Genomic DNA, 25,185 nt, shown 5'->3' with positions numbered 1-25,185 from the left:
CTAAAAAATGTCAGTAAGAAAATTAAAACCAATTACCCCAGGTCAGCGTTTTAGAGTAGTTAATGGGTATGACGCCATTACTACTGATAAGCCGGAAAAAAGCCTATTGGCTCCGAAAAAAAGATCTGGAGGTAGAAACAGTCAAGGAAAAATGACTATGCGCTACAAGGGTGGTGGTCATAAAAGAAGGTATCGTATTATAGATTTTAAGCGTGACAAGCAAGGAGTTCCTGCTACAGTTGCAACAATAGAATACGATCCAAACAGAACTGCATTTATAGCGCTTGTAAACTATCAAGATGGTGAGAAGCGTTATGTAATTGCTCAAAATGGTCTTCAGGTAGGTCAAAATATTGTTTCTGGAAACGATGTAGCTCCTGAAATTGGTAATGCAATGCCGTTGAGTGATATTCCATTAGGTACAATTATTTCTTGTATAGAGTTAAGACCGGGTCAAGGTGCTGTTATGGCACGTAGTGCTGGTTCTTTTGCTCAGCTTATGGCTAGAGATGGTAAGTTTGCTACGGTAAAGTTGCCTTCTGGTGAGGTTAGAATGGTACTAGTTAATTGTATGGCTACTATAGGTGCAATATCGAACAGTGATCATCAATTGGTTGTTGGCGGTAAAGCTGGTAGAACAAGATGGTTAGGCCGTCGTCCACGTACGAGACCAGTTGCAATGAACCCTGTCGATCACCCAATGGGTGGTGGTGAAGGACGTTCTTCTGGAGGTCACCCACGTTCTAGAAAAGGTCTTCCTGCTAAAGGATTTAGAACCCGTTCTAAGACGAAAGCGAGTAATAAATATATTGTAGAACGTAGAAAGAAATAATAAGATATGGCACGTTCATTAAAAAAAGGACCTTACGTTCACTATAAGTTAGAGAAAAAAGTAGCTGCGAATGTAGAAGCTAATAAAAAGTCGGTTATAAAGACTTGGTCAAGAGCATCTATGATTACTCCTGACTTTGTAGGGCAAACAATTGCAGTTCACAATGGTCGCCAATTTGTACCAGTATATGTTACAGAAAATATGGTAGGTCATAAATTAGGAGAATTTTCGCCAACACGTTCCTTTAGAGGGCACGCTGGTGCTAAAAATAAAGGTAAAAAATAATTTAAGTCATGGGAGTTCGTAAAAGAGAAATGGCAGATAGAATTAAGGAAGAGAAAAAGCAAATTGCTTTTGCTAAGCTTAATAACTGTCCTACGTCACCACGTAAAATGCGTTTAGTCGCTGATTTAGTTCGTGGTGAGAAAGTTGAAAAGGCGCTTCAGATTCTTAGATTTAGTCCTAAAGAAGCATCACGTCGTTTAGAAAAGTTATTGCTTTCTGCAATTGCTAACTGGCAGGCGAAAAATGAAGACGCTAGCATCGAAGATGCTGATCTTTTTGTAAAAGAGATCCGTGTAGATGGAGGAAGTATGTTGAAAAGACTTCGTCCAGCTCCACAAGGTCGTGCACACAGAATAAGAAAACGCTCTAATCATGTTACTATCGTGGTTGCAGCAAAAAATAATACACAAAGCTAATATAAACTATGGGACAGAAGACAAATCCAATCGGAAATCGCCTTGGTATCATCAGAGGATGGGAGTCCAACTGGTATGGAGGTAATGACTACGGTGATAAACTTGCCGAAGACGATAAGATTAGAAAGTATGTACACGCACGTTTATCTAAAGCTAGTGTATCTAGAGTGATTATTGAGCGTACGCTTAAACTTGTAACCGTTACTATCACTACTGCTAGACCTGGTATTATTATCGGAAAAGGTGGTCAAGAGGTAGACAAGTTAAAAGAAGAGCTTAAGAAGATTACTGATAAAGAAGTTCAGATCAATATCTTTGAAATCAAAAGACCAGAACTTGATGCATTTTTAGTTGGATCTAGTGTAGCAAGACAGATTGAAAGTCGTATTTCATATCGTCGTGCTATCAAGATGGCTATTGCAGCTGCAATTAGAATGAATGCAGAAGGTATTAAGATTCAGATTTCAGGACGTTTGAATGGTGCAGAGATGGCACGTTCAGAGTCTTATAAAGAAGGTCGTATTCCTTTATCAACATTTAGAGCTGACATAGATTATGCTTTGGTAGAAGCTCACACTACTTATGGTAGATTGGGTGTGAAAGTATGGATCATGAAAGGCGAAGTATATGGTAAGAGAGAACTTTCTCCTTTGGTTGGTTTATCCAAAAAACAAGGAAAAGGTGACAGGGGTGGACGAAGTGGTGGAAATAATAAATCACGTCGTAGAAAGTAATTTTTTAAAGTAAATTAACAATGTTACAGCCTAAAAGAACAAAATTCCGTAAGCAACAAAAAGGACGTATGAAAGGTTTGTCTCAAAGAGGACATACACTTTCTAACGGGACTTTCGGAATCAAATCATTAGATTCAAGTTTTGTTACTGCTAGACAAATAGAAGCAGCTCGTATTTCTGCTACTCGTTATATGAAAAGAGAAGGTTCTCTGTGGATTAAAATTTTCCCAGACAAGCCTATTACAAAGAAACCTCTTGAAGTACGTATGGGTAAAGGAAAAGGTGCTGTTGAGTATTGGGCAGCAGTAGTGAAACCAGGAAGAATATTATTCGAAATAAGTGGTGTGCCTTATGATGTGGCTAAAGAAGCTTTACGTCTGGCAGCTCAAAAGCTTCCTGTTAAAACTAAGTTTATCGTAGCTAGAGATTATCAAGCTTAAAATTGAGAATTATGAAGCAATCAGAAGTTAAAGAATTGTCTACAGCTGAATTACAAGAGGAACTTGGTAAAACGCAAAAAGCGTATTCAGATTTAAGAATGGCTCACGCTATGTCTCCTTTAGAAAACCCTTTACAATTACGTAAAGTGAGAAGATCTATTGCAAGAATGGCTACAGAGCTAACAAAAAGAGAATTAAACGGTTAATTCTGCTGAAAGATGGAAAAAAGAAACTTAAGAAAAGAGCGTATAGGAGTTGTTACAAGTAACAAAATGCAGAAATCAATTGTGGTTTCTGAAGTGAAAAAAGTAAAACACCCTATGTACGGAAAGTTCGTGTTGAAAACGAAAAAATACGTTGCACACGACGAAAAAAATGACTGCAATATTGGTGATACAGTAAAGATCATGGAAACAAGACCTTTAAGTAAAACCAAGTGCTGGAGATTAGTAGAAGTAATTGAAAGAGCGAAGTAATTATGGTACAACAAGAGTCTAGATTAAAAGTAGCCGATAACACAGGTGGTAAAGAAGTTTTAGTTATTCGTGTTTTAGGTGGTACAGGAAGAAGATACGCCTCTGTAGGAGACAAGATAGTTGTCAGTGTAAAAGAAGCAACTCCTAATGGAAACATTAAAAAAGGAGCCGTTTCTACTGCAGTTGTAGTTCGTACTAAGAAAGAAGTGCGCAGACCAGATGGTTCTTATATTCGTTTCGATGATAATGCATGTGTTCTTTTGAACCCTGCTGGCGAAATGAGAGGAACACGTGTATTTGGCCCTGTGGCAAGAGAACTTCGTGATAAGCAATTCATGAAGATTGTTTCACTAGCGCCAGAAGTGCTTTAATATTTAATGAAAATGACAAAGTTAAAGATTAAAACAGGAGACGTAGTTAAAGTTATTGCTGGTGCTCACAAGAGTACTCCAAATAATGATGTTACTGGTAAAGTAATTAAAGTGCTACGTGAAGAAAATAAAGCAATCGTTGAGGGTGTAAATGTGGTTAAGAAACATGCTAAGCCAAGTGCACAAAACCCTCAAGGAGGTATTGTTGAAAAAGAAGCTCCTATTCATATTTCAAACCTTGCTCTAATGACCTCTAAAGGGGAAGCTACAAGAGTTGGGTATAGAGTAGAAGGAGATAAGAAAGTGAGATTTTCTAAAAAATCTAATGAAGTAATATAGTTATGGCTTATATCCCGAGATTAAAACAAGAGTATAAAGACAGAGTAGTGTCAACTCTTACAGAAGAATTTAGCTATGATAATGTAATGCAGGTGCCTAAACTTAAAAAAATAGTTTTAAGTAGAGGTGTTGGTGCGGCAGTAGCAGATAAAAAGTTAATAGACTACGCAGTAGACGAATTAACTACAATCACTGGTCAAAAAGCAGTAGCGACAATATCTAAAAAAGATGTTGCTTCTTTCAAATTACGTAAAGGAATGCCAATTGGAGCAAAGGTTACGTTAAGAGGAGAAAGAATGTATGAATTTTTAGATCGTTTGATTACTTCAGCGTTACCACGTGTTAGAGATTTTGGTGGAATCAAAGCGACTGGTTTTGATGGTAGAGGTAATTATTCTTTAGGAATTTTAGAACAGATTATCTTTCCAGAAATTGATATCGATAAGGTAAATAAGATTTCAGGAATGAATATCACATTCGAAACTTCAGCTAAGACTGATAAAGAAGCAAAATCATTGTTAACAGAACTAGGATTACCTTTTAAAAAGAATTAATTATGGCTAAAGAATCAATGAAAGCCCGCGAGGTGAAGAGAGCTAAAACTGTTGCTAAGTATGCTGAAAAGCGTAAGGCTTTAAAAGAAGCTGGAGATTACGAAGCGTTACAGAAGTTACCAAAAAATGCTTCTCCAATCCGTAAGCATAATCGTTGTAAACTAACAGGAAGACCAAAAGGATATATGCGTCAGTTCGGAATTTCTCGTGTAACGTTTAGAGAAATGGCTAACAAAGGATTAATTCCTGGAGTAACAAAAGCTAGTTGGTAATAATAAAAAATTAATTGGTTTAAGGTTCGGCTAAAGAAGTTGAAAACCAAGACCATAAATTATATATAATGAATACAGATCCTATAGCAGATTATTTAACCAGAATTCGTAATGCAAATAGTGCTCAACATAGAGTAGTTGAGATTCCTGCATCGAAGGTTAAAAAAGAGATCACAAAAATATTATTCGATCAAGGATATATTTTAAGTTATAAGTTTGATGATAGTACCACGCAAGGTGCGATCAAAATAGCGCTTAAGTACGATAAACTCACAAAAGAACCTGTAATTAAAGAATTACAAAGAATCAGTAAACCTGGTTTGCGTAAATATGCAGGATCTAGTGATATTCCTAGAATTCTTAATGGATTAGGAATTGCGATAATATCAACATCTCATGGTGTAATGACTGGTAAACAGGCAAGACATGAGAATGTGGGTGGTGAAGTACTTTGTTACGTATATTAACAGTATAAAAGACAAAAGAAATGTCAAGAATAGGAAAAAATCCAGTAACTATCCCGTCTGGTGTCACTATTGAAGTGACAGGTAATGTTGTTACTGTTAAAGGAAAATTAGGAGAGCTTTCTCAAGAAATTGATAGTATTGATGTTAAGGTTGAGGAAGGCCAGGTAACTTTAGAAAGACCTAGTGATGCAAAGGATCATAAAGCAAAGCACGGATTATATAGAGCTTTGATTAATAATATGGTTCAAGGTGTGTCAGAAGGATTTACTAAAGAGTTAGAATTAGTAGGGGTTGGTTATAGAGCCTCTAATCAAGGTCAGAAATTAGATTTAGCACTTGGATTTTCTCACAACATTGTTTTGGATGTTGCGCCAGAAATTAAAGTAGAAACTATTTCTGAAAAAGGTAAAAACCCTATCGTAAAATTAACTTCTCATGATAAGCAGTTGGTTGGACAGGTAGCAGCTAAAATTAGAGGCTTCCGTAAACCAGAACCTTACAAAGGGAAAGGAATTAAATTCGTAGGAGAACAATTAAGAAGAAAAGCAGGTAAATCTGCATAATAACTAACGTTATGGCATTCTCAAAAGACTTAAGAAGATTAAAGATAAGAAAGCGAATCCGTGGAAATGTAAGCGGAACAGAGCAACGTCCTAGATTATCTGTTTATAGAAGTAATAAAGAAATCTATGCTCAAATCATAGATGATGTTACTGGTAAAACTATCAGTGCAGCTTCTTCTAGAGATAAAGATATTGTTAAAGCATCAGGAAACAAAATAGAAAAAGCAAACTTGGTTGGTAAGACTCTTGCTGAAAAAGCTAAGAAAGCTGGTATAGAAACTGTATCCTTTGATAGAGGTGGGTATTTGTACCACGGTAGAGTAAAATCATTAGCAGATGGTGCTAGAGAAGCAGGACTTAAATTCTAAGAAATTATGTATCAGAAATATAAAAACGCAGAATTAGTAAAACCAAGTGGACTTGAACTTAAAGATCGTTTAGTTGGTGTACAACGTGTAACCAAAGTAACAAAAGGTGGTAGAGCATTTGGATTCTCTGCAATCGTTGTTGTTGGTGATGAAAATGGTGTTGTAGGTCATGGCCTTGGTAAGTCCAAAGAGGTAGCTGAAGCTATCGCTAAGGCAGTAGAAGATGCAAAAAAGAATTTGGTTCGTATACCACTACATAAAGGTACATTACCTCATGAACAAAAAGGTAAGTATGGTGGAGCAAGAGTATTATTATTGCCTGCAGCAACCGGTACAGGAGTAATTGCCGGTGGTGCAATTCGTGCAGTATTAGAAGCTGTTGGAGTACATGATGTACTTTCTAAGAATCAAGGATCGTCTAACCCACACAATGTGGTGAAAGCAACGTTTGATGCTTTGTTGCAAATGCGTAGTGCGCAGCAAGTAGCAAAACAGCGTGGTGTTTCACTTGAGAAAGTGTTTAAAGGATAAATAATAGAACGATGGCAAAGATTAAAATTACTAAAGTAAAGAGCGCGATTAATCGTACTCAGAGACAAAAGAGAACTCTAGAGGCTTTAGGTCTTAGAAAGATCGGCCAGGTTGTGGAGCATGATGATACTCCTAATATCCTTGGGATGGTAAATAAAGTTAAACATTTAGTTTCTGTTGAAACAAAATAATTATAGCACATGGATTTAAGTAACTTAAAACCTGCTGCAGGTTCGGTAAAAAATAACAATAAGCGATTGGGTCGTGGACAAGGTTCTGGAAAGGGAGGAACTGCGGCTCGTGGACATAAAGGAGCAAAATCTCGTTCTGGATATTCTAAAAAGATCGGTTTTGAAGGAGGTCAAATGCCACTTCAGAGACGTGTACCAAAATTTGGTTTTAAGAATATCAATAGAAAAGAATATCAAGGAATTAATCTTGACACGCTACAAAAATTAGTAGATGAAGGTAAGATTAAGGATACAGTTGATATTGATGTGATTTTAGCTACTCGTCTTGCTGGGAAAAATGATTTGGTAAAGATACTGGGAAGAGGTGAATTGAAGGCGAAATTGAAAGTCTCAGCTCACAAATTTACAGCCACAGCAAAAGCAGCTATAGAAGCTGCGGGTGGTGAAGCAGTAACCTTATAATAAACAATTCATGAAATTTATTGATACAATAAAAAACATTTGGAAAATTGAAGAACTAAAGAATAGAATCTTAGTTACACTAGGGTTACTTTTAGTTTATCGTTTTGGAGCGCAAGTTGTACTCCCTGGTGTGGATGCATCAGAATTAGCAAATCTAGGAACCCAGACGCAGGATGGTTTGTTAGGATTGCTTAATGCATTTACTGGTGGGGCATTTGCAAATGCTTCAGTATTTGCTCTTGGTATTATGCCATATATATCGGCTTCGATTGTTGTGCAGTTGATGGGTATTGCAATACCTTATCTTCAAAAACTACAAAAAGAAGGAGAAAGTGGTAGGAAAAAAATCAACCAAATTACGCGTTGGTTAACAATTGCTATTACTTTGGTTCAAGGACCAGGATATATTTATAACCTGTTTGCGACACTTCCTCCAGAGGCGTTTGTTCTTCAAAATCAGACCGTTTTTGTTGTATCTTCTGTAATCATACTTACCACAGGTTGTATTTTTGCAATGTGGTTAGGTGAAAAAATTACGGATAAAGGTATTGGTAATGGTATTTCCTTACTAATAATGGTTGGTATTATAGCTACTTTACCTCAGTCTTTTGTTCAGAATTTCTCGTCGAGAGTTTCTGGTGATGGAGGAGGAATGATTATGGTATTAATCGAATTAGTAATCTGGTTTGTTATTATTCTAGCTTCGGTATTACTGGTCATGGCCGTGCGTCAAATACCAGTGCAGTATGCTAGAAGAACAGCTAGTGGTGGCTATGAAAAGAACGTTTTTGGATCACGTCAGTATATTCCTTTAAAGTTAAATGCTTCAGGAGTAATGCCAATTATCTTTGCTCAGGCAATTATGTTTGTTCCTGGTTTAATCGCTGGTAATATTTCAGAATCTGAAACTGCTCAAGGTATAACAGCGGCATTTAGTGATATTTTTGGGATGTGGTATAATATTGTGTTTGCATTATTAATTATTGTATTCACATATTTTTATACGGCAATTACAGTTCCAACAAATAAAATGGCAGATGATCTAAAACGAAGCGGTGGTTTTATTCCGGGGATACGTCCAGGAAGCGAAACAGCAGAGTATTTGGATAAAATTATGTCTCAAATAACCTTACCAGGTTCAATATTCTTGGCATTAATAGCAATCTTTCCAGCTATAGCGGTGAAATTGTTAAATGTGCAACAAGGATGGGCATTGTTTTTTGGAGGAACATCTCTACTTATTATGGTAGGTGTTGCTATAGATACAATGCAGCAGGTTAATTCATATTTGTTAAACAGACATTATGATGGATTAATGAAATCTGGTAAAAACCGTAAAGCAGTAGCATAATGGCAAAACAACCAGCAATAGAACAAGACGGGAGTATCATTGAAGCATTGTCTAATGCAATGTTTCGTGTAGAGCTTGAAAATGGTCACGTAGTGACAGCTCATATCTCTGGTAAAATGCGTATGCATTACATAAAATTATTACCAGGTGATAAGGTGAAGTTAGAAATGAGTCCTTATGATTTATCAAAGGCTCGTATAACATATAGATACTAAATAATTTAATAATATTGTTATTTAAGATTTTTTCTGTAGTTTTGCAGGCTGAAAAAATCTTGTTAATGATACCATCTGAAAACAAGAAATGTTTTTAGGTATTAAATAAAAAGAGATGAAAGTAAGAGCATCAATAAAAAAGAGAAGTGCCGAGTGCAAGATTGTGCGTAGAAAAGGCCGACTTTACGTGATTAATAAAAAGAATCCTAGATTTAAACAAAGACAAGGGTAATTATGGCAAGAATTGCAGGGGTAGATATACCTAAACAAAAGCGAGGAGTTATAGCATTAACCTATATCTTCGGAATTGGTAGAAGTAGAGCTAAAGAAATTTTAGACGCTGCCAAAGTAGATGAGAGCATTAAAGTTTCTGACTGGGATGATGATCAAATTGGTCGAATTCGTGAAGCTGTTGGAGCCTATACCATTGAGGGAGAATTGCGTTCTGAAGTTCAGTTGAATATTAAACGTCTTATGGATATAGGATGTTATAGAGGTATACGTCACAGAGCTGGTTTACCACTTAGAGGACAACGTACTAAGAATAATTCTAGAACACGTAAAGGAAGAAGAAAAACAGTTGCAAACAAGAAAAAAGCAACTAAATAATAAGTAGTATGGCAAAGTCAACTTCAAAAAAACGTAAAGTAATAGTAGAATCAGTTGGAGAAGCGCATGTAACTGCCTCTTTTAACAATATTATTGTTTCGTTAACCAATAAAAAAGGAGACGTAATTTCTTGGTCTTCTGCTGGTAAAATGGGATTTAGAGGATCCAAAAAGAACACTCCTTACGCTGCTCAGTTAGCAGCAGAGGATGCAGCAAAAGTAGCTATCGAAGCTGGACTTAAAAAAGTAAAAGTTTACGTAAAAGGTCCAGGTAATGGTAGAGAATCTGCAATACGTTCTATCCATAATTCAGGTATCGAGGTGTCAGAAATCATTGATGTAACACCAATGCCGCATAATGGATGTCGTCCTCCAAAAAGACGTAGAGTATAATTTTTATCCCGAACATTGTTCGGGATCTCTTTATATTATAACTGTAATAAGTAAATCGAAATGAGGAAAACTGGTTGTCGAAGGAAAGAGACCTTAATTCATAACCACCTCAATAACTAAATTATTAATAATGGCAAGATATACTGGTCCAAAAACTAAAATCGCTCGTAAATTTGGTGAAGCGATCTTCGGAGATGATAAATCATTCGAAAGAAGAAATTACCCTCCTGGGCAACATGGAAACAACAGACGTAGAGGTAAGAAAAGTGAATATGCTATCCAATTAATGGAAAAGCAAAAAGCTAAATATACTTACGGAGTATTAGAACGTCAGTTTCGTAATATGTTTGAGAAAGCAACGCGTGCTCAAGGTATTACTGGTGAGGTTTTACTTCAACTTTGTGAGTCTCGTTTAGATAATGTTGTTTTTAGAATGGGATTGTCAAATTCTCGAAGAGGAGCTAGACAATTAGTTTCTCATAGACACATTACTGTAAATGGTCAACAAGTAAACATTCCTTCTTACCAATTAAGAGCTGGAGATGTTGTGGGAGTAAGAGAAAAATCAAAATCTTTAGAAGTAGTTCAAAATTCATTAAGTAACAATAGTAAGGTTTACGAATGGATTACTTTTAATAACGACACTAAAGAAGGTACTTTTGTGTCTGTTCCGGCTAGGATTCAAATTCCGGAAAACATTAACGAACAATTCATTGTCGAATTATATTCTAAGTAATAACTCAAAGAAGAAACAATAACATGGCAATATTAAATTTTCAGAAGCCCGATAAAGTTATCATGATCGACTCTACTGAGTTCGATGGTAAATTTGAATTTAGACCATTAGAGCCAGGGTATGGGTTAACAGTTGGTAACGCTTTACGAAGAGTTTTGCTGTCTTCTTTAGAGGGATTCGCGATCACTTCTCTTAGAATAGAAGGTGTAGATCACGAATTCTCAACTATTTCTGGAGTAGTAGAAGATGTTACAGAAATTATCCTAAATCTTAAGCAAGTACGTTTTAAACGTCAGATTGAAGATATAGATAATGAATCTGTTACTATTTCTATTTCAGGTCAGGAGCAATTAACGGCAGGTGATTTTCAGAAATTTATTTCTGGATTTCAAGTGCTAAACCCTGATTTAGTGATCTGTAATATGGATAAGAAAGTAGCACTTAATCTTGAAATTACCATTGAAAAAGGTAGAGGTTATGTTCCTGCTGAAGAAAATAAGAAAGCTAACGCTCCTATTGGAACTATATTTACAGATTCTATCTACACACCTATTAAAAATGTAAAGTATAGTATCGAGAACTATCGTGTAGAGCAAAAGACTGATTACGAAAAGCTAGTATTCGAAATTGTAACTGATGGATCTATTCATCCAAAAGATGCATTAACTGAAGCTGCAAAAATATTAATCCATCACTTTATGTTATTCTCTGATGAGCGTATTACATTAGAAGCTGATGAGATTGCACAAACAGAAACTTATGATGAAGAATCTCTTCACATGAGACAGTTGCTGAAAACAAAATTGATCGATATGGATCTTTCTGTTAGAGCATTAAACTGTTTGAAAGCAGCAGAAGTTGATACTTTAGGAGACTTAGTATCGTATAACAAAAATGATTTAATGAAGTTCCGTAACTTCGGTAAGAAATCTTTAACAGAACTTGAAGAATTGGTAAATGTTAAAGGACTTAACTTCGGTATGGATCTTTCTAAATATAAATTAGATAAAGACTAATCCATCATATTTTGCTCCTCAAAATGGGTTGCAGCAAGATGATGATTAAAATTAAATGTCATGAGACACGGAAAGAAAGTAAATCACTTAGGAAGAAAGACAGCGCATCGTAAAGCAATGCTTGCGAATATGGCTTGTTCATTGATCGAACACAAAAGAATCAATACTACAGTTGCAAAAGCGAAAGCTCTTAAGCAATTTGTAGAGCCGTTAGTAACTAAGTCTAAAGAAGATACCACGCACAATCGTCGTATTGTATTTAGTAAGCTACGTAATAAGTATGCAGTTACTGAATTATTTAGAGATGTGGCTCCTAAGATAGGAGATAGACCAGGTGGATATACAAGAATTATTAAACTTGGTAATCGACTAGGAGATAATGCTGATATGGCAATGATTGAATTGGTAGATTATAACGAGCTATATAATGCTGGTAAACCTGCTAAGAAGAAATCTACTAGAAGAGGTAGAACAAAGAAAGCTAGTGCACCAGTTGCACCGGCACCAGAAACTACTAATTCTGAAGAAGAATAAATGAAGAGTGTGAATAACACATAATAATAAAAGGATAAACGTTTGGCGTTTATCCTTTTTTTTTGAATAATTTTGACAAAATTTATTTCTTTTATAGAGAAGTTTAAATGTCATTTTAAAATATAAAAATAAAGAGATCATGATGTTATGCATTGATTAAATGTGTTATCAATGGGACTTTATAAAAAACTGAAAATTATATTATAGATAAATGAAATATCAAGCGCGAAAAAAAGCAATTCTTTTGTTGGCAGATGGTACAATCTTTCACGGTAAAGCTGTAGGAAGAGAAGGTAATGCATTTGGTGAAGTATGTTTTAATACGGGTATGACCGGGTATCAAGAGATTTTTACAGATCCTTCATATTATGGGCAATTGATGGTTGCTACTAATGCACACATCGGTAATTATGGAACCAATGATGAAGAAATAGAATCAGATTCTATTAAAATTTCTGGTCTTATCGTAAAAAATTTCAGTTATGAATACTCTAGGGTTAAAGCCGATGGTTCACTACAAGACTTCTTAGAAAAGCATAATCTTTTAGCTATTTCTGATGTAGATACCAGAGCTTTGGTGAGTTATATTAGAGATAATGGAGCGATGAATGCTGTAATCTCTACAGAAATAGATGATATCGATAAGCTCAAAAAACAGTTATCTGATGTGCCAGATATGAATGGTTTAGAATTGGCGTCAAAAGTATCTACTAAAGAACCTTACTTTTTTGGCGATCCTAATGCAACGTATAAGATATCTGCATTGGATATTGGTATAAAGAAAAATATCCTTCGCAACTTTGCTAAAAGAGATGCATATATTAAAGTGTTCCCTTATGATACAACATTTGCAGAAATGAGTGAATGGGGACCAGATGGGTATTTCTTATCTAATGGACCTGGTGATCCAGAACCTTTAACGCAGGCTATTGCAACAGCTAAGGAGATAATAGCTCAGGATTTACCATTATTTGGTATTTGTTTGGGGCATCAGGTTATAGCTTTGGCAAATGGTATTAGTACATATAAAATGCATAATGGGCATAGAGGAATTAACCATCCGGTAAAGAACATGATTACTGGTAGTGGTGAAATTACTTCTCAAAACCATGGTTTTGCAATTCATAAAGAAGAGACTGAAAAACATCCGGATATTGAGATCACTCATTTACATTTAAATGACGATACGGTAGCCGGAATAAAATTGAAAAACAAAAATTGCTTTTCGGTTCAATATCATCCCGAAGCGAGTCCTGGTCCAAACGATTCTACATATCTATTTGATCAGTTTATTGCAAATATCAAGGATGCAAAACAACCGGCATAAAATTTTTAATACGTAGAGTTAGAAATCACATTTTTATAATCTATTAATCTATAACGTTATAGTTGATAACTTAGTAGATATATTGCGGTTTTCACGATAAATTAGGACTTTTTGAGAGGTATTAAAGTTTACTGGTTTTGTATATTGCGAAAAATTAAAATTATCCAACAAAATAAATAAAAAAATGAGTGTAATTATTAATATTCACGCTAGACAGATCTTAGATTCGCGAGGTAACCCAACCGTAGAAGTAGATGTCATTACAGAAAATGGAGTTTTAGGAAGAGCAGCTGTTCCTTCGGGAGCATCAACAGGAGAACATGAGGCAGTTGAGCTCAGAGATGGAGGTAATGATTATATGGGAAAAGGGGTGCTTAAAGCTGTTGAAAATGTAAATACTATAATTGCTGAAGAATTGTTAGGGTATTCTGTATTTGATCAGAATTTATTGGATCAAACCATGATAGAAATCGATGGTACTCCAAATAAATCGAAATTAGGAGCTAATGCTATTCTAGGTGTTTCTTTGGCTGCTGCCAAGGCTGCTGCCAATGAATTAAATATGCCATTGTATCGTTATGTTGGAGGAGTAAGTGCCAATACACTGCCAGTTCCGATGATGAATATAATTAATGGAGGTTCACATAGTGATGCGCCAATTGCGTTTCAAGAATTTATGGTAATGCCGGTTAAAGCAAAAAACTTTACTCATGCCATGCAAATGGGAACAGAAATTTTTCATAACCTTAAAAAGGTATTACATGATCGTGGGTTGAGCACAGCTGTTGGTGATGAAGGAGGTTTTGCTCCTACGTTGGATGGTACAGAAGATGCTTTAGATTCTATTGCAATTGCTGTAGAAAAAGCAGGATATAAATTAGGAGATGAAATAATGGTAGCGTTAGATTGTGCTGCGGCAGAATTTTATGTAGATGGAAAATACGATTACACTAAATTTGAAGGTGATACAGGAGTTGTTCGTACAAGTGAAGAACAGGCTGATTATCTTGCCGAATTAGCTGCCAAATATCCAATTATTTCTATTGAAGATGGTATGGATGAAAATGACTGGGATGGGTGGAAATATCTTACTGATAAAATAGGAGATAAAGTGCAGTTAGTTGGTGATGATTTATTTGTAACTAATGTAGAAAGACTTTCTAGAGGAATTGAAAATGACACTGCAAATTCTATACTTATTAAAGTTAATCAAATAGGTACTCTTACTGAAACTATTGCAGCGGTGAATATGGCTCATAATGCAGGGTATACTTCAGTAATGTCGCATCGTTCGGGAGAAACAGAAGATAATACAATTGCAGATTTGGCAGTTGCCTTAAATACTGGACAAATCAAAACTGGTTCTGCTTCGCGTAGTGATAGAATGGCAAAATATAACCAATTGTTACGTATTGAAGAAGAATTAGGTAGCGTAGCATATTATCCAAAAGAAAAAGCTTTTAAAGTGAAATAAAAGCAAAATAAATTACATTAAAAGAGGCTATTTGGAAAGATAGCCTCTTTTTTTTATGAATAATTTATAAAATGCTTTGTAAGGCTAAAAATGATGCAACGATTAATAACATATTAACGCTATATTTCGTAATTTAGCGTCCCTTACATTAACAGCAAAATTGTAAATAATCATATGTCAAAAATAGCTACGTTAGAAATCGACGGTAATAAATATGAGTTTCCTATTATAGAAGGAACAGAGAATGAATTTGGAATTGATATTAAAGCGCTTAGAGGAAGTACTGGTGGTGTTACCACTATAGATCCGGGGTATAAAAATACCGGAAGTTGTGAGAGTGCTATCACTTTTTTAGATGGAGAGAAAGGAATTTTAAGATACCGAGGATATTCAATCGAAGAACTCGCTGAGAAGGCAGACTTTTTAGAGGTTTGTTATTTGTTGATTTTTGGAGAATTACCAACGGCTGAGCAGCTTGAAAAATTTGATAAAGATATTAAGGAAGAATCTCATGTAGATGAGGACATGAAGAAAATTCTTGATGGCTTTCCTAAAAGCGCGCACCCAATGGGAGTATTATCGTCCTTAACAAGTGCCTTGATTGCTTTTAACCCTGGATCTGTTGATGTAGATTCTGAAGAAGAAATGTACGGTGCTATTGTAAAAATATTAGCAAAGTTTCCTGTGCTTGCTGCTTGGACCATGAGGAAAAGAAAAAGTCTTCCTTTAGATTATGGAGATAACTCTTTAGGTTATGTAGAGAATTTACATAAAATGATGTTTGCAAGACCAAATCAATCATATGTGGCAGACAAAATAGTGAACGATGCTTTAGATAAATTATTAATACTTCATGCAGATCACGAGCAAAATTGTTCTACTTCAACAGTAAGAATCGTTGGTTCTTCTCATGCAGGATTATTTGCTTCTCTATCTGCTGGGATATCGGCGTTATGGGGTCCTCTTCATGGTGGAGCAAATCAAGCAGTTATAGAAATGCTTGAAGCAATTAAAGCCGATGGAGGAGATACCGCAAAATATATTGCTAAAGCCAAAGATAAAAATGACCCTTTCCGTTTAATGGGATTTGGACATAGAGTATATAAGAATTTTGACCCAAGAGCAAAGATTATAAAGAAATCTGCCGAAGAAGTATTAGGAAGTTTAGGTATAGAAGACCCTGTTCTTGATATAGCAAAAGGATTGGCAGAGGTGGCCCTTAAGGATGAATATTTTGTAAAAAGAAAATTATATCCTAATGTTGACTTTTACTCAGGTATTATATACAGAGCATTAGGGATACCTACCGAGATGTTTACAGTTATGTTTGCTTTAGGAAGATTACCAGGATGGATTGCTCAATGGAGAGAAATGCGTCTTCGTAAAGAACCTATCGGTAGACCAAGACAAATTTATATTGGTGAAAATTATAGAGCCTTTAAATCTATCTCCGAGAGATAATAGGACTCAAAATATAAAAGATGAAAAGGGCGAAGAATTAATTCTTCGCCCTTTTTTATAAATGATTTAAAATAAAAGACCTAAAAATCCATTTATTGATGAATTTTGCAATTTGAGTATCTTTTTTTTCGATAAAATGGTTATCATATATTGTCTCTTCATATATTTGCGTAACTACTCAAACTAACAATATAGATTACACTTAAAAACTCTTTTTTTTGAATTTAAACATACAGAACGAAACATCAAGGCTTAGAGCTGTGGTTTTGGGAACATCGGTTAGTAATGGCCCGGTTCCGCAAATAGAAGATGCATATGACCCTAAATCGATTGAACATATCAAAGCGGGTACTTATCCCAAAGAAAAAGATATGACTGCCGAAATGGAGATGGTAGCGAAAGTTTTTAAAAAATATGATGTAAAAGTATATAGACCGCAAATTATTGAAAATTATAATCAAATTTTTGCTAGAGATATTGCTTTGGTTATAGAAGATAAGTTTATAAAATCGAACATACTTCCTGATCGAGAAAAAGAAATAAAGGCAATTCAATATGTAATTGATGAGATAGATCCAAAACAAGTATACAAAGCTCCTTCTGAAGATATTCATTTCGAAGGAGGAGATATCATGATACATAACGATCATATTTTTATTGGTACATATAAGGGGGATGACTATTCAGATTGTATAGTGGCTCGAACTAATATGAAAGGAGTAAATTATATTAAATCCCTCTTTCCTAATAAAAAAGTTAAGGAATTTGATTTAAATAAATCCATGAAGGATCCTAGAGATAATGCTTTGCATTTGGATTGTTGTTTCCAACCAGTAGGGAAAAATAAGGCTATTATTCATAAAGATGGGTTTAGAGACCCTTTGGATTACGAGTATCTAGTTGATTTTTTTGGTCATGATAACCTTTTTCATATTGATAAAAATGAAATGTATAATATGAACTCTAATATCTTTTCGATAGCAGAGGATATTGTTATTTCTGAAAGAAATTTTACTAGATTAAATACATGGCTTCAGAAAGGTAATATAACGGTAGAAGAGGTTCCTTATGCAGAAATTGCGAAGCAAGAAGGTTTATTAAGGTGTTCTACTATGCCATTAATAAGAGATTAATTGTTAAGTATACAAAGAAGACAGCAAAACACATGAAACAAATAACAAATACTATTGTAATGATTCGTCCTGTTCAGTTTAGGATGAATGAACAAACCGCTGTAAATAATTATTATCAGGATGATGCAGGAATAGATGCGCAGAAAGCAAATATAAAAGCACAGCAAGAATTTGATGGCTTCGTTCAAGCCTTAAAAGATGTTGGTGTACATGTGATTGTTATTAATGATGATCCCAATAATGATACTCCGGATTCTATTTTTCCAAACAATTGGGTTTCTTTTCATGAAAATGGAGATGTAGGATTATACCCAATGTTTGCAGTTAATAGAAGAAGAGAACGAAGACCTGAAGTGTTGGACACAATAGAAGCATCTGGTTTTGAAATAAAAAACATCATAGATTATACTGAAGCTGAAGATGAAGAGGTTTTTCTTGAAGGTACAGGAAGCTTAGTGCTCGATAGAATAAACCGAAAGGCATATTGTGCTCTTTCTCCTAGAGCCGAAGAAACATTGTTAATCGAGTTTTGCGAAGATTTTGAATATTCGCCAGTTGTATTTACCGCGTATCAAACAGTAGAAGGTAAAAGACTTCCTATATATCATACAAACGTAATGATGGGTGTAGGAGAAACATTTGCTGTAGTTTGCTTAGATTGTATTGATGATAAAAAAGAACGTAAAAGTTTAGTGAATCATTTAAGGAATGACGGTAAAGAAGTTATATACATAACCGAAGATCAGGTGAATAGTTTTGCTGGTAATATGTTACAAGTTGCAGGTTCGGGAGATAAGCGTTATCTTGTAATGTCATCGGCAGCTTATAAAAGTTTGACTAAAGCCCAAATACAGAAAATCGAAAATCATTGCGCAATTCTCCATAGTGATCTCAATACTATTGAAACATTAGGAGGAGGAAGTGCTAGATGTATGATGGCCGAAGTTTTTCTTCCTGCCAAATAAGTTAATTATGCTTTCAAAGAAAACCAAGTATGGATTAAAGGCTCTTACCTATATTGCTAGAAAGAAATGTGATCATCCTGTTCAAATCTCTGAGATTGCAACCCATGAAAATATTTCTCAAAAATTCCTGGAAAGTATATTGTTGACTTTGCGAAAAAATGGCTTCTTAGGATCTAAAAAAGGAAAAGGAGGAGGGTATTATCTTATTAGAGAACCTAAAGATATTATTATGGCTTCTATAATAAGAGTTTTAGAGGGGCCCATTGCAATGTTACCCTGCGTAAGTCTTAATTTTTACGAAAAATGTGATGATTGCCCGCATGAAGATACCTGTGCAGTACATAGTTTAATGATCGAGGTTCGAGATAATACACTTAAAGTTTTGGAGAATAAAACTCTTGCTGATTATACAAACTAGATTATAATTACTTTTTTGATGTTCTTTTGTATTTATGAGGACCTTTGATTTTTCCCCATACTTGTTTCCCTTTTGCACTATATCCTCTGTTCCAAAGGGATATTTTATCTCTACTAATTACAAAATCTGAGATAATATATTCGACATAATCAATACTGCTTGAGCATGATCCTTTGCGAGTTTTTCCAGAATATATAGTTGATGTGCTTTTTGTAAAATATACTTGACAACCATCACGTACTGTTAAACTATCGATGGTTAATTTGTCAAAAATACGCTTGTTTTTCCACCCCATTCGATAATCTTTGGCATTAGAAATTATATATGCCGTACTTGTAAAAGTTGAAGAATCTACTCTTTCATAATTTAAAATTCGCTGCCCATAAATAGCATCATTGTTTTTTGCATTAAATAATTCAGAATACACCCAATATCCGGGTTTGTCTTTCCATATTCTTGTATTCACCATTTTAAGGTGATTAAAACTGGAATCCTTTTCTGATTGCTCAATATTAGAAAACTCTCCAACAAGCAACGTTACCAAATTATGTAATTCGGCATCTTGTATAGTTTCTGAATTGCAACCAAAAAAGAATAATAATGCAAAACTAAAAAGTAGAGTTTGCTTCATGCAGTTTTCTTTAAATATATGAAAAAAACCGAAAACAATGCTATTTATCGATAAAAGTTAGCGTTTTATCCTAGTAAATTTAATTTGGGCGTCCAATTTTGCGAATCATACCACCAAAAATAAAGTAGTGAAAAGGAATCATTGTATACCAATATAGTCTACCCCATATACCTTTTGGTCTAAATGTAGCTGTTTGATGTAAAATGTTATTTTCATCAATATCAAACTCTAACCAAGCTTCGCCAGGAACTCGCATTTCGGCATAAAGTAACAAACGTTTATTTTCTTTATCGGCGACAAGAACTCGCCAGAAATCTAAGGCATCCCCAGAGAATATTTTATCAGTATGTGTTCTTCCTCTTCTTAATCCCACACCACCAAAAAATTTATCTATATACCCTCGTATTTTCCACATCCAATTACCATAATACCAACCAGCATCACCTCCTATACCCCAAATTAGATCTAAGGTTTTTTCGGGGTTAATTACTTTAATCATTTTTCGATCTTTAAAACACCCTCTTTTAGGAATTGTTATATATTTTTGAATATTTTGATTGAAACGACCACTAACCATAGAGTCTTTCCAGCTAGAGACTACTTGATTTTGTTCAATTTTTATAAAAGCTAATTCTAACGCTTTTTTATAACTCATCGGATGTAGTTGTAATATTTCATGAAGTCGTTTATCATTGGCTATAACAGGTATTTTCATGCTATCCACAAGATTGAGAGCTAATTTATATGATGTTGATGTAACAAAATATAACCAATATGAAGATAAGCGAGGAGTCATAACGGGAAGTGTAAATATGAATAATTTAATACCTCTTATTCGCGCATATTGGTATAGCATTTCTTTGTAAGTTAAAACATTTGGCCCGCTTATATCAAAGGATTGATTATAGCAATGTTTATTTTTTAATACCCCAATCATGAAATTAAGTACGTCTCTGATTGCAATGGGTTGTGTTTTGGTATTAACCCATTTTGGAGTAATCATTATAGGCAGTTTTTCACAAAGATCACGGATAATTTCAAAAGAGGAACTTCCTGATCCTACTATAATACCAGATCGTAATACAGTAAGGTTATAATTTCCTTGGTATAATATTTCTTCAACATTTTTTCTTGACCACAAGTGCTTCGATAAGTTTTTTTCGTTGGCAATACCACTTAAATAAATGACTTGTTGGATACCTGCATTTTCTAGGTATGTATTAAAGTTTTTGGCAGATATTTCTTCTTTAACATCAAAATCACTTGTCGAAGAACTCATAGAGTGAATAAGATAATAGGCAACGTCAATGTTTTTGGGAAGTTGTGAAGGATCTGGCGTTTTTAGAAAATCAATCTCTAAAATAGAAACTTTATTTCTAGTTTCTTCATCGATAGAAAGTCTATTCTGATCTCTTACACAGCAAATAATATCGTGACCAGCAGCTAATAATAATGGTAAAATTCGCATTCCAATATAACCATTAGTACCAGTAAGAAGAATTCGCATTTTTCTTTATAAGTTACAAATAATTTGGCTAGTGTAAAATTATTTGTTTAAACACTTCTATTACAAATAAGAAAATTTAGGATGTGTTACTTGAGATATTATTTTTTCAAAGTATATTTAATTTTAGATGATTAATAGGTGAAATTTCTATTTTATTGCATGATAAGAAACGAATGCAGATGGTGTCAATCTATAATTTCTCTTATCTTTGCAGCTTAATTTTTAGAAGATGAGTTTACAGCAAATCATTTCAGAAAAAGTAAAGGTAGCAGTTAAAGAACTGTATGATGCCGATCTGGAATCCATAGAACTGCAGGCAACCCGAAAAGAGTTTGAGGGCGATGTTACCGTGGTCGTATTCCCTATGCTTAGAGTAATTAAAGGGAATCCAGTGCAAATTGGGGAGGCTATTGGTACTTATTTAGTAGAAAATGTATCAGAAATTCTTGGTTTTAATGTGGTAAAGGGATTTTTAAACCTTGTCATTTCAGATTCGTATTATCTTAACTTTTTTAATACGATTAAGAATAACGCTAAATATGGTTTTGTTGTTCCTTCTGATCAGAATAATTCGGTAATGGTCGAATATTCTTCACCCAATACCAATAAGCCATTGCATTTAGGTCATATTAGAAACATTCTTTTAGGGTTTTCTGTGGCAAAAATTATTAAAGCCAGTGGTAAAAAAGTATACAAAACTCAAATCATCAATGATAGAGGGATACATATTTGTAAATCAATGCTCGCTTGGAAAAAGTATGGTAATGGAGAAACTCCCGCGTCCACAGGGTTAAAAGGAGACAAGCTAGTTGGTAACTATTATGTGAAGTTTGACCAAATTTATAAAAAAGAAGTTGCTGAACTTATTTCAAAAGGGAAGACTGAAGAAGAAGCAAAGAAAGAAGCGCCTTTTTTAATAGAAGCTCAAGAAATGTTGCGTAAATGGGAATCTGGTGATGCCGAAGTTGTAAAACTTTGGGAAACCATGAACGGTTGGGTTTATAATGGTTTTGAAGAGACTTATAAAGTTATTGGAGTTGATTTTGATAGTTATTATTATGAAAGTAATACCTATTTACTAGGTAAGGACAATATTGAAGAAGGATTGAATAACGGTGTATTTTTTAAAAAAGAAGATGGATCCGTTTGGTGTGATCTTACTGATGAAGGACTTGATGAAAAATTAGTTTTGCGAAGTGACGGAACCGCTGTGTATATGACTCAGGATATAGGAACTGCTATCCAAAGGTCAAAAGATATGCCCGATGTTGGCGGAATGATTTATACAGTTGGTAATGAACAAGATTACCATTTCAAAGTACTATTCTTAATCCTTAAGAAATTGGGATATGAATGGGCTACAAATCTTCATCACCTTAGTTATGGTATGGTAGATTTGCCAAGTGGAAAAATGAAAAGTAGAGAAGGAACTGTTGTAGATGCCGATGATTTAATTAACGAAATGGCTAAAACGGCTTCAGAGATATCTGAAGATCTGGGTAAATTAGATGGATATACGGAAAAAGAAAAATCTGCAGTTTATAATATGATAGGTTTAGGAGCACTAAAATATTATATTTTAAAAGTTGATCCTAAGAAAAGAATTCTTTTTAATCCTGAAGAATCGGTAGATTTTCAAGGAAATACAGGGCCTTTTATTCAATACACCTATGCTAGAATTCAGGCAATTATGCGTAAAGCTAGTTTTAGCTTAGATACGTTAGTAACAGATATAGTACTACACCAAAAAGAAAAAGAACTGATAAAACAATTAGAATTATATCCCGAAATAATTCAAAATGCGGCTAATGAATTAAGTCCTGCCATTCTGGCAAATTACACTTATGATTTGGTGAAAAGCTATAATTCATTTTTCCAAAATGTTTCCATATTTGGAGCAGATTCTAAAACTGAAAAAATATTTAGAGTGCAATTATCGGGAATGGTAGGTAATACCATTAAATCTGCTTTTGGATTGTTAGGGATACAAGTGCCTGAAAGGATGTAATCGATCTATACTGTATAGATTGATATGTAGTATACGTTAATAGAATTAACAACAAATTTTATGTGCTTTAGCGAGAATTGTACGTAAAAATTGGAGCTACTTCTTGCATAAATGATTGATTTTTTTATTTTAGTAGTATGAAGTATCAAATATCAAGAGCAATTGATAACGATTTACCGTTAATGCAACGTTTGTTTTATCAAACAGTAACCTCATATGGTTCTATGATATTTACTAAGGCCGAAATCAAAATTTACTCCAGATTAGCAACTAATAAGATTTATTGGCAAAAGAAATTTAAAGAAGACTTTATTTATAATGCCAAATTGAACGGAGAAATTGTCGGTTCTTTCTCTTTGGATAAAAATGGAACTATTGAGTACATTTTTGTTCATATGAATTACCAGGGGCAAGGTATTGCTAATGCATTGTATGCAACGATGGAAGAAGTTGCTCGCGAAGCAAGTATATCGACACTTACCACCCGTATTAACTTGATGACAAAAGATTTTTTTGAAAAAAATGGCTTTAATATCGTTAAAAATGCTGTCAAAGTAGTTGGTGGCGAAGAGGTTGTAAGTTACGGAGGAGTCAAAAAACTTTAAAAATTAATTCTAATCCAGGTTCTTGAATTTCTTCTATATCTTTTTTTAAATTAATTCATAATACTAGAGTAATTCTATAATTCCATCCTTTATTTATAAGCTTCAAATTCTTAAATTTGCACCTGTCTATCGATTAAGGTAGAGTTTGCAAAAACAGAAATATATATGTTTGATAATTTAAGCGATAAATTAGATAAGGCCTTACATATTCTTAAGGGTCATGGTCAAATTACAGAAATAAATGTTGCTGAAACTCTTAAAGAAGTACGAAGAGCTTTGGTTGATGCCGATGTTAATTATAAAATTGCCAAAGAATTTACTGCTCGAGTAAAAGAAAAAGCTTTAGGACAGGATGTGCTAAAAAGCTTGAAACCTGGGCAACTTATGGTAAAGTTGGTAAAGGATGAGCTTACTGAATTAATGGGAGGTGATGTTGCCGGAGTTAATTTGTCTAGTACTCCATCCGTAATTTTGATGTCTGGATTACAAGGGTCTGGTAAAACAACTTTTTCTGGTAAACTCGCTAATTTTCTTAAAACCAAAAAAACGAAAAAGCCTCTTTTAGTGGCTTGTGATGTATATAGGCCAGCCGCAATTGATCAATTGCATGTAGTAGGAGAGCAAATTAATATAGAAGTTTTTAGTGATCGTGGTAATAATGATCCAGTTGCTATTGCCAAAGCCGGTGTTGCGCATGCAAAAGAAAACGGTTTTAATGTAGTGATTATTGATACAGCAGGACGTCTAGCTGTAGACGAAGTGATGATGACTGAGATTGCTAATATTCATAAAGCAATTACTCCAGATGAAACTTTATTTGTGGTGGATTCTATGACAGGACAAGATGCAGTAAATACGGCGAAATCATTTAATGATGTGCTTAATTTTGATGGAGTTATTCTTACCAAGCTCGATGGTGATACCAGGGGTGGTGCTGCTATATCTATAAAATCGGTAGTTAATAAGCCTATAAAATTTATTGGTACAGGAGAAAAAATGGAGGCAATTGATGTTTTCTACCCTTCTCGTATGGCTGATCGTATTTTGGGAATGGGGGATGTGGTGTCCTTAGTTGAAAGAGCTCAAGAACAATTTGATGAAGAAGAAGCAAGAAAACTTCAAAAGAAAATTGCCAAAAATCAATTTGGATTTGATGATTTCTTAAAGCAAATTCAACAAATCAAAAAGATGGGTAATATGAAAGATCTTGTAGGGATGATACCTGGTGCGGGGAAAATGATGAAGAATATGGATATTGATGATGATGCTTTTAAACATATTGAAGCCATTATACATTCTATGACACTGGAAGAGCGAACCAAACCACAAATAATTAATGCTAGTAGAAAAAAGCGTATCGGTAAAGGATCAGGTACATCTATTCAGCAAGTAAATCAATTGCTTAAACAATTTGATCAGATGAGTAAAATGATGAAAATGATGCAAGGTGGTGGCGGTAAAAGAATGATGCAGATGATGGGTAAAATGAAGTAATTAAACAT

36 protein-coding genes are annotated in these 25,185 nt (G+C 34.4%); 34 read left to right on the top strand and 2 right to left on the bottom strand.

From position 1 onward, the window contains the following. Positions 1 to 7 precede the first annotated feature (7 nt). From rplB to DK508_RS04045, 31 genes are all read left to right on the top strand, one after another. Positions 8 to 832 carry a 50S ribosomal protein L2 gene (rplB, locus tag DK508_RS04195; protein WP_109299482.1) on the top strand — a complete coding sequence of 275 codons (825 nt, stop codon included), beginning with the start codon at positions 8 to 10 and terminating at the stop codon, positions 830 to 832. A gap of 6 nt (positions 833 to 838) precedes the next feature. Further along, complete coding sequence (rpsS, locus tag DK508_RS04190; protein WP_019386271.1) at positions 839 to 1,117, top strand: 30S ribosomal protein S19; 279 nt, start codon at positions 839 to 841, stop codon at positions 1,115 to 1,117. Between the two features lie 8 nt (positions 1,118 to 1,125). Continuing rightward, complete coding sequence (gene rplV, locus DK508_RS04185; protein ID WP_109299481.1) at positions 1,126 to 1,533, top strand: 50S ribosomal protein L22; 408 nt, start codon at positions 1,126 to 1,128, stop codon at positions 1,531 to 1,533. Positions 1,534 to 1,541: 8 nt separating this feature from the next. After that, entirely contained in the window at positions 1,542 to 2,267 is a 726-nt protein-coding gene (rpsC, locus tag DK508_RS04180; protein WP_109299480.1) for a 30S ribosomal protein S3, read from the top strand. Positions 2,268 to 2,287: 20 nt separating this feature from the next. After that, positions 2,288 to 2,707 carry a 50S ribosomal protein L16 gene (rplP, locus tag DK508_RS04175; RefSeq protein ID WP_025666451.1) on the top strand — a complete coding sequence of 140 codons (420 nt, stop codon included), beginning with the start codon at positions 2,288 to 2,290 and terminating at the stop codon, positions 2,705 to 2,707. A gap of 11 nt (positions 2,708 to 2,718) precedes the next feature. Beyond that, positions 2,719 to 2,913, top strand: coding sequence for a 50S ribosomal protein L29 (gene rpmC, locus DK508_RS04170; protein WP_024770872.1), 195 nt, complete (start codon positions 2,719 to 2,721; stop codon positions 2,911 to 2,913). A gap of 12 nt (positions 2,914 to 2,925) precedes the next feature. Next, entirely contained in the window at positions 2,926 to 3,183 is a 258-nt protein-coding gene (rpsQ, locus tag DK508_RS04165) for a 30S ribosomal protein S17 (RefSeq protein ID WP_109299479.1), read from the top strand. Between the two features lie 2 nt (positions 3,184 to 3,185). Beyond that, positions 3,186 to 3,554: a 50S ribosomal protein L14 gene (gene rplN / locus DK508_RS04160; protein WP_027411971.1), complete on the top strand. Its 369-nt coding sequence runs from the start codon at positions 3,186 to 3,188 to the stop codon at positions 3,552 to 3,554. Positions 3,555 to 3,566: 12 nt separating this feature from the next. Beyond that, complete coding sequence (gene rplX / locus DK508_RS04155; protein ID WP_109299478.1) at positions 3,567 to 3,893, top strand: 50S ribosomal protein L24; 327 nt, start codon at positions 3,567 to 3,569, stop codon at positions 3,891 to 3,893. A 2-nt stretch (positions 3,894 to 3,895) separates the two neighbouring features. Continuing rightward, positions 3,896 to 4,447 carry a 50S ribosomal protein L5 gene (rplE, locus tag DK508_RS04150; protein WP_109299477.1) on the top strand — a complete coding sequence of 184 codons (552 nt, stop codon included), beginning with the start codon at positions 3,896 to 3,898 and terminating at the stop codon, positions 4,445 to 4,447. 2 nt (positions 4,448 to 4,449) lie between these two features. Further along, a complete protein-coding gene (gene rpsN / locus DK508_RS04145; RefSeq protein ID WP_025666456.1) occupies positions 4,450 to 4,719 on the top strand; it encodes a 30S ribosomal protein S14 in 270 nt (89 codons plus the stop codon). 68 nt (positions 4,720 to 4,787) lie between these two features. Continuing rightward, positions 4,788 to 5,186 carry a 30S ribosomal protein S8 gene (gene rpsH / locus DK508_RS04140; protein WP_109299476.1) on the top strand — a complete coding sequence of 133 codons (399 nt, stop codon included), beginning with the start codon at positions 4,788 to 4,790 and terminating at the stop codon, positions 5,184 to 5,186. 20 nt (positions 5,187 to 5,206) lie between these two features. Beyond that, positions 5,207 to 5,749 carry a 50S ribosomal protein L6 gene (gene rplF, locus DK508_RS04135; protein WP_109299475.1) on the top strand — a complete coding sequence of 181 codons (543 nt, stop codon included), beginning with the start codon at positions 5,207 to 5,209 and terminating at the stop codon, positions 5,747 to 5,749. A gap of 11 nt (positions 5,750 to 5,760) precedes the next feature. Further along, positions 5,761 to 6,117, top strand: coding sequence for a 50S ribosomal protein L18 (gene rplR / locus DK508_RS04130; protein WP_109299474.1), 357 nt, complete (start codon positions 5,761 to 5,763; stop codon positions 6,115 to 6,117). A 6-nt stretch (positions 6,118 to 6,123) separates the two neighbouring features. Then, positions 6,124 to 6,648: a 30S ribosomal protein S5 gene (gene rpsE, locus DK508_RS04125; RefSeq protein WP_109299473.1), complete on the top strand. Its 525-nt coding sequence runs from the start codon at positions 6,124 to 6,126 to the stop codon at positions 6,646 to 6,648. A gap of 11 nt (positions 6,649 to 6,659) precedes the next feature. After that, entirely contained in the window at positions 6,660 to 6,839 is a 180-nt protein-coding gene (gene rpmD, locus DK508_RS04120; protein WP_109299472.1) for a 50S ribosomal protein L30, read from the top strand. A 9-nt stretch (positions 6,840 to 6,848) separates the two neighbouring features. After that, positions 6,849 to 7,301 (top strand): 50S ribosomal protein L15, encoded by a 453-nt coding sequence (gene rplO, locus DK508_RS04115; protein ID WP_109299471.1) that lies wholly within the window; start codon positions 6,849 to 6,851, stop codon positions 7,299 to 7,301. A gap of 10 nt (positions 7,302 to 7,311) precedes the next feature. Beyond that, complete coding sequence (gene secY / locus DK508_RS04110) at positions 7,312 to 8,652, top strand: preprotein translocase subunit SecY (protein WP_109299470.1); 1,341 nt, start codon at positions 7,312 to 7,314, stop codon at positions 8,650 to 8,652. Continuing rightward, complete coding sequence (gene infA / locus DK508_RS04105; protein ID WP_010181908.1) at positions 8,652 to 8,867, top strand: translation initiation factor IF-1; 216 nt, start codon at positions 8,652 to 8,654, stop codon at positions 8,865 to 8,867. Before secY ends, infA begins: the two co-directional genes overlap by 1 nt. Positions 8,868 to 8,982: 115 nt before the next feature. After that, positions 8,983 to 9,099 (top strand): type B 50S ribosomal protein L36, encoded by a 117-nt coding sequence (gene ykgO / locus DK508_RS04100; protein ID WP_013621733.1) that lies wholly within the window; start codon positions 8,983 to 8,985, stop codon positions 9,097 to 9,099. Between the two features lie 2 nt (positions 9,100 to 9,101). Next, a complete protein-coding gene (rpsM, locus tag DK508_RS04095; protein ID WP_109299469.1) occupies positions 9,102 to 9,476 on the top strand; it encodes a 30S ribosomal protein S13 in 375 nt (124 codons plus the stop codon). A gap of 8 nt (positions 9,477 to 9,484) precedes the next feature. Next, a complete protein-coding gene (gene rpsK / locus DK508_RS04090; RefSeq protein WP_027392532.1) occupies positions 9,485 to 9,868 on the top strand; it encodes a 30S ribosomal protein S11 in 384 nt (127 codons plus the stop codon). 130 nt (positions 9,869 to 9,998) lie between these two features. Next, entirely contained in the window at positions 9,999 to 10,604 is a 606-nt protein-coding gene (rpsD, locus tag DK508_RS04085; protein WP_109299468.1) for a 30S ribosomal protein S4, read from the top strand. 23 nt (positions 10,605 to 10,627) lie between these two features. Beyond that, positions 10,628 to 11,620 carry a DNA-directed RNA polymerase subunit alpha gene (locus DK508_RS04080; RefSeq protein ID WP_024770856.1) on the top strand — a complete coding sequence of 331 codons (993 nt, stop codon included), beginning with the start codon at positions 10,628 to 10,630 and terminating at the stop codon, positions 11,618 to 11,620. A 60-nt stretch (positions 11,621 to 11,680) separates the two neighbouring features. Continuing rightward, positions 11,681 to 12,154 (top strand): 50S ribosomal protein L17, encoded by a 474-nt coding sequence (rplQ, locus tag DK508_RS04075; RefSeq protein WP_109299467.1) that lies wholly within the window; start codon positions 11,681 to 11,683, stop codon positions 12,152 to 12,154. 211 nt (positions 12,155 to 12,365) lie between these two features. After that, positions 12,366 to 13,481 carry a glutamine-hydrolyzing carbamoyl-phosphate synthase small subunit gene (gene carA, locus DK508_RS04070; protein WP_109299466.1) on the top strand — a complete coding sequence of 372 codons (1,116 nt, stop codon included), beginning with the start codon at positions 12,366 to 12,368 and terminating at the stop codon, positions 13,479 to 13,481. A 184-nt stretch (positions 13,482 to 13,665) separates the two neighbouring features. Next, positions 13,666 to 14,955, top strand: a complete 1,290-nt coding sequence (eno, locus tag DK508_RS04065) for a phosphopyruvate hydratase (RefSeq protein WP_109299465.1) — start codon at positions 13,666 to 13,668, stop codon at positions 14,953 to 14,955. A 174-nt stretch (positions 14,956 to 15,129) separates the two neighbouring features. Then, positions 15,130 to 16,416 (top strand): citrate synthase, encoded by a 1,287-nt coding sequence (locus DK508_RS04060; RefSeq protein WP_109299464.1) that lies wholly within the window; start codon positions 15,130 to 15,132, stop codon positions 16,414 to 16,416. A 218-nt stretch (positions 16,417 to 16,634) separates the two neighbouring features. Next, positions 16,635 to 17,549 carry a dimethylarginine dimethylaminohydrolase family protein gene (locus tag DK508_RS04055; RefSeq protein ID WP_109299463.1) on the top strand — a complete coding sequence of 305 codons (915 nt, stop codon included), beginning with the start codon at positions 16,635 to 16,637 and terminating at the stop codon, positions 17,547 to 17,549. 32 nt (positions 17,550 to 17,581) lie between these two features. Then, a complete protein-coding gene (gene ctlX, locus DK508_RS04050) occupies positions 17,582 to 18,514 on the top strand; it encodes a citrulline utilization hydrolase CtlX (protein ID WP_109299462.1) in 933 nt (310 codons plus the stop codon). Positions 18,515 to 18,521: 7 nt separating this feature from the next. Continuing rightward, positions 18,522 to 18,932: an Rrf2 family transcriptional regulator gene (locus DK508_RS04045; protein ID WP_109299461.1), complete on the top strand. Its 411-nt coding sequence runs from the start codon at positions 18,522 to 18,524 to the stop codon at positions 18,930 to 18,932. Positions 18,933 to 18,939: 7 nt separating this feature from the next. Here DK508_RS04045 and DK508_RS04040 read toward each other — a convergent pair whose 3' ends face one another. Beyond that, positions 18,940 to 19,563: a chromophore lyase CpcT/CpeT gene (locus DK508_RS04040; RefSeq protein ID WP_109299460.1), complete on the bottom strand. Its 624-nt coding sequence runs from the start codon at positions 19,561 to 19,563 to the stop codon at positions 18,940 to 18,942. A 79-nt stretch (positions 19,564 to 19,642) separates the two neighbouring features. Continuing rightward, on the bottom strand, positions 19,643 to 21,070 hold the full coding sequence (locus DK508_RS04035) for an SDR family oxidoreductase (RefSeq protein WP_109299459.1): 1,428 nt from the start codon (positions 21,068 to 21,070) through the stop codon (positions 19,643 to 19,645). Between the two features lie 229 nt (positions 21,071 to 21,299). Between DK508_RS04035 and argS the strand changes: the two genes are divergently transcribed. The 3 genes from argS (at position 21,300) to ffh (ending at position 25,177) form a co-directional block, all read left to right on the top strand. Beyond that, entirely contained in the window at positions 21,300 to 23,078 is a 1,779-nt protein-coding gene (argS, locus tag DK508_RS04030; RefSeq protein WP_109299458.1) for an arginine--tRNA ligase, read from the top strand. Positions 23,079 to 23,215: 137 nt separating this feature from the next. Beyond that, positions 23,216 to 23,683: a GNAT family N-acetyltransferase gene (locus DK508_RS04025; RefSeq protein ID WP_109299457.1), complete on the top strand. Its 468-nt coding sequence runs from the start codon at positions 23,216 to 23,218 to the stop codon at positions 23,681 to 23,683. A gap of 165 nt (positions 23,684 to 23,848) precedes the next feature. Next, positions 23,849 to 25,177: a signal recognition particle protein gene (gene ffh, locus DK508_RS04020; RefSeq protein ID WP_109299456.1), complete on the top strand. Its 1,329-nt coding sequence runs from the start codon at positions 23,849 to 23,851 to the stop codon at positions 25,175 to 25,177. The last annotated feature ends 8 nt before the right edge of the window (positions 25,178 to 25,185 follow it).

This window comes from Aquimarina sp. AU474 (genome assembly GCF_900312815.1).
Taxonomy (GTDB): domain Bacteria; phylum Bacteroidota; class Bacteroidia; order Flavobacteriales; family Flavobacteriaceae; genus Aquimarina.
This window is presented reverse-complemented; position numbering and strand designations above follow the sequence as displayed.

What these genes read in the sequence shown, in the direction of transcription:
- rplB (WP_109299482.1), top strand. Translation starts at nt 8, where the DNA reads ATGTCAGTAAGAAAATTAAAACCAATTACCCCAGGTCAGCGTTTTAGA.
- rpsS (WP_019386271.1), top strand. Translation starts at nt 839, where the DNA reads ATGGCACGTTCATTAAAAAAAGGACCTTACGTTCACTATAAGTTAGAG.
- rplV (WP_109299481.1), top strand. Translation starts at nt 1,126, where the DNA reads ATGGGAGTTCGTAAAAGAGAAATGGCAGATAGAATTAAGGAAGAGAAA.
- rpsC (WP_109299480.1), top strand. Translation starts at nt 1,542, where the DNA reads ATGGGACAGAAGACAAATCCAATCGGAAATCGCCTTGGTATCATCAGA.
- rplP (WP_025666451.1), top strand. Translation starts at nt 2,288, where the DNA reads ATGTTACAGCCTAAAAGAACAAAATTCCGTAAGCAACAAAAAGGACGT.
- rpmC (WP_024770872.1), top strand. Translation starts at nt 2,719, where the DNA reads ATGAAGCAATCAGAAGTTAAAGAATTGTCTACAGCTGAATTACAAGAG.
- rpsQ (WP_109299479.1), top strand. Translation starts at nt 2,926, where the DNA reads ATGGAAAAAAGAAACTTAAGAAAAGAGCGTATAGGAGTTGTTACAAGT.
- rplN (WP_027411971.1), top strand. Translation starts at nt 3,186, where the DNA reads ATGGTACAACAAGAGTCTAGATTAAAAGTAGCCGATAACACAGGTGGT.
- rplX (WP_109299478.1), top strand. Translation starts at nt 3,567, where the DNA reads ATGACAAAGTTAAAGATTAAAACAGGAGACGTAGTTAAAGTTATTGCT.
- rplE (WP_109299477.1), top strand. Translation starts at nt 3,896, where the DNA reads ATGGCTTATATCCCGAGATTAAAACAAGAGTATAAAGACAGAGTAGTG.
- rpsN (WP_025666456.1), top strand. Translation starts at nt 4,450, where the DNA reads ATGGCTAAAGAATCAATGAAAGCCCGCGAGGTGAAGAGAGCTAAAACT.
- rpsH (WP_109299476.1), top strand. Translation starts at nt 4,788, where the DNA reads ATGAATACAGATCCTATAGCAGATTATTTAACCAGAATTCGTAATGCA.
- rplF (WP_109299475.1), top strand. Translation starts at nt 5,207, where the DNA reads ATGTCAAGAATAGGAAAAAATCCAGTAACTATCCCGTCTGGTGTCACT.
- rplR (WP_109299474.1), top strand. Translation starts at nt 5,761, where the DNA reads ATGGCATTCTCAAAAGACTTAAGAAGATTAAAGATAAGAAAGCGAATC.
- rpsE (WP_109299473.1), top strand. Translation starts at nt 6,124, where the DNA reads ATGTATCAGAAATATAAAAACGCAGAATTAGTAAAACCAAGTGGACTT.
- rpmD (WP_109299472.1), top strand. Translation starts at nt 6,660, where the DNA reads ATGGCAAAGATTAAAATTACTAAAGTAAAGAGCGCGATTAATCGTACT.
- rplO (WP_109299471.1), top strand. Translation starts at nt 6,849, where the DNA reads ATGGATTTAAGTAACTTAAAACCTGCTGCAGGTTCGGTAAAAAATAAC.
- secY (WP_109299470.1), top strand. Translation starts at nt 7,312, where the DNA reads ATGAAATTTATTGATACAATAAAAAACATTTGGAAAATTGAAGAACTA.
- infA (WP_010181908.1), top strand. Translation starts at nt 8,652, where the DNA reads ATGGCAAAACAACCAGCAATAGAACAAGACGGGAGTATCATTGAAGCA.
- ykgO (WP_013621733.1), top strand. Translation starts at nt 8,983, where the DNA reads ATGAAAGTAAGAGCATCAATAAAAAAGAGAAGTGCCGAGTGCAAGATT.
- rpsM (WP_109299469.1), top strand. Translation starts at nt 9,102, where the DNA reads ATGGCAAGAATTGCAGGGGTAGATATACCTAAACAAAAGCGAGGAGTT.
- rpsK (WP_027392532.1), top strand. Translation starts at nt 9,485, where the DNA reads ATGGCAAAGTCAACTTCAAAAAAACGTAAAGTAATAGTAGAATCAGTT.
- rpsD (WP_109299468.1), top strand. Translation starts at nt 9,999, where the DNA reads ATGGCAAGATATACTGGTCCAAAAACTAAAATCGCTCGTAAATTTGGT.
- DK508_RS04080 (WP_024770856.1), top strand. Translation starts at nt 10,628, where the DNA reads ATGGCAATATTAAATTTTCAGAAGCCCGATAAAGTTATCATGATCGAC.
- rplQ (WP_109299467.1), top strand. Translation starts at nt 11,681, where the DNA reads ATGAGACACGGAAAGAAAGTAAATCACTTAGGAAGAAAGACAGCGCAT.
- carA (WP_109299466.1), top strand. Translation starts at nt 12,366, where the DNA reads ATGAAATATCAAGCGCGAAAAAAAGCAATTCTTTTGTTGGCAGATGGT.
- eno (WP_109299465.1), top strand. Translation starts at nt 13,666, where the DNA reads ATGAGTGTAATTATTAATATTCACGCTAGACAGATCTTAGATTCGCGA.
- DK508_RS04060 (WP_109299464.1), top strand. Translation starts at nt 15,130, where the DNA reads ATGTCAAAAATAGCTACGTTAGAAATCGACGGTAATAAATATGAGTTT.
- ctlX (WP_109299462.1), top strand. Translation starts at nt 17,582, where the DNA reads ATGAAACAAATAACAAATACTATTGTAATGATTCGTCCTGTTCAGTTT.
- DK508_RS04045 (WP_109299461.1), top strand. Translation starts at nt 18,522, where the DNA reads ATGCTTTCAAAGAAAACCAAGTATGGATTAAAGGCTCTTACCTATATT.
- DK508_RS04040 (WP_109299460.1), bottom strand. Translation starts at nt 19,563, where the DNA reads ATGAAGCAAACTCTACTTTTTAGTTTTGCATTATTATTCTTTTTTGGT.
- DK508_RS04035 (WP_109299459.1), bottom strand. Translation starts at nt 21,070, where the DNA reads ATGCGAATTCTTCTTACTGGTACTAATGGTTATATTGGAATGCGAATT.
- argS (WP_109299458.1), top strand. Translation starts at nt 21,300, where the DNA reads ATGAGTTTACAGCAAATCATTTCAGAAAAAGTAAAGGTAGCAGTTAAA.
- DK508_RS04025 (WP_109299457.1), top strand. Translation starts at nt 23,216, where the DNA reads ATGAAGTATCAAATATCAAGAGCAATTGATAACGATTTACCGTTAATG.
- ffh (WP_109299456.1), top strand. Translation starts at nt 23,849, where the DNA reads ATGTTTGATAATTTAAGCGATAAATTAGATAAGGCCTTACATATTCTT.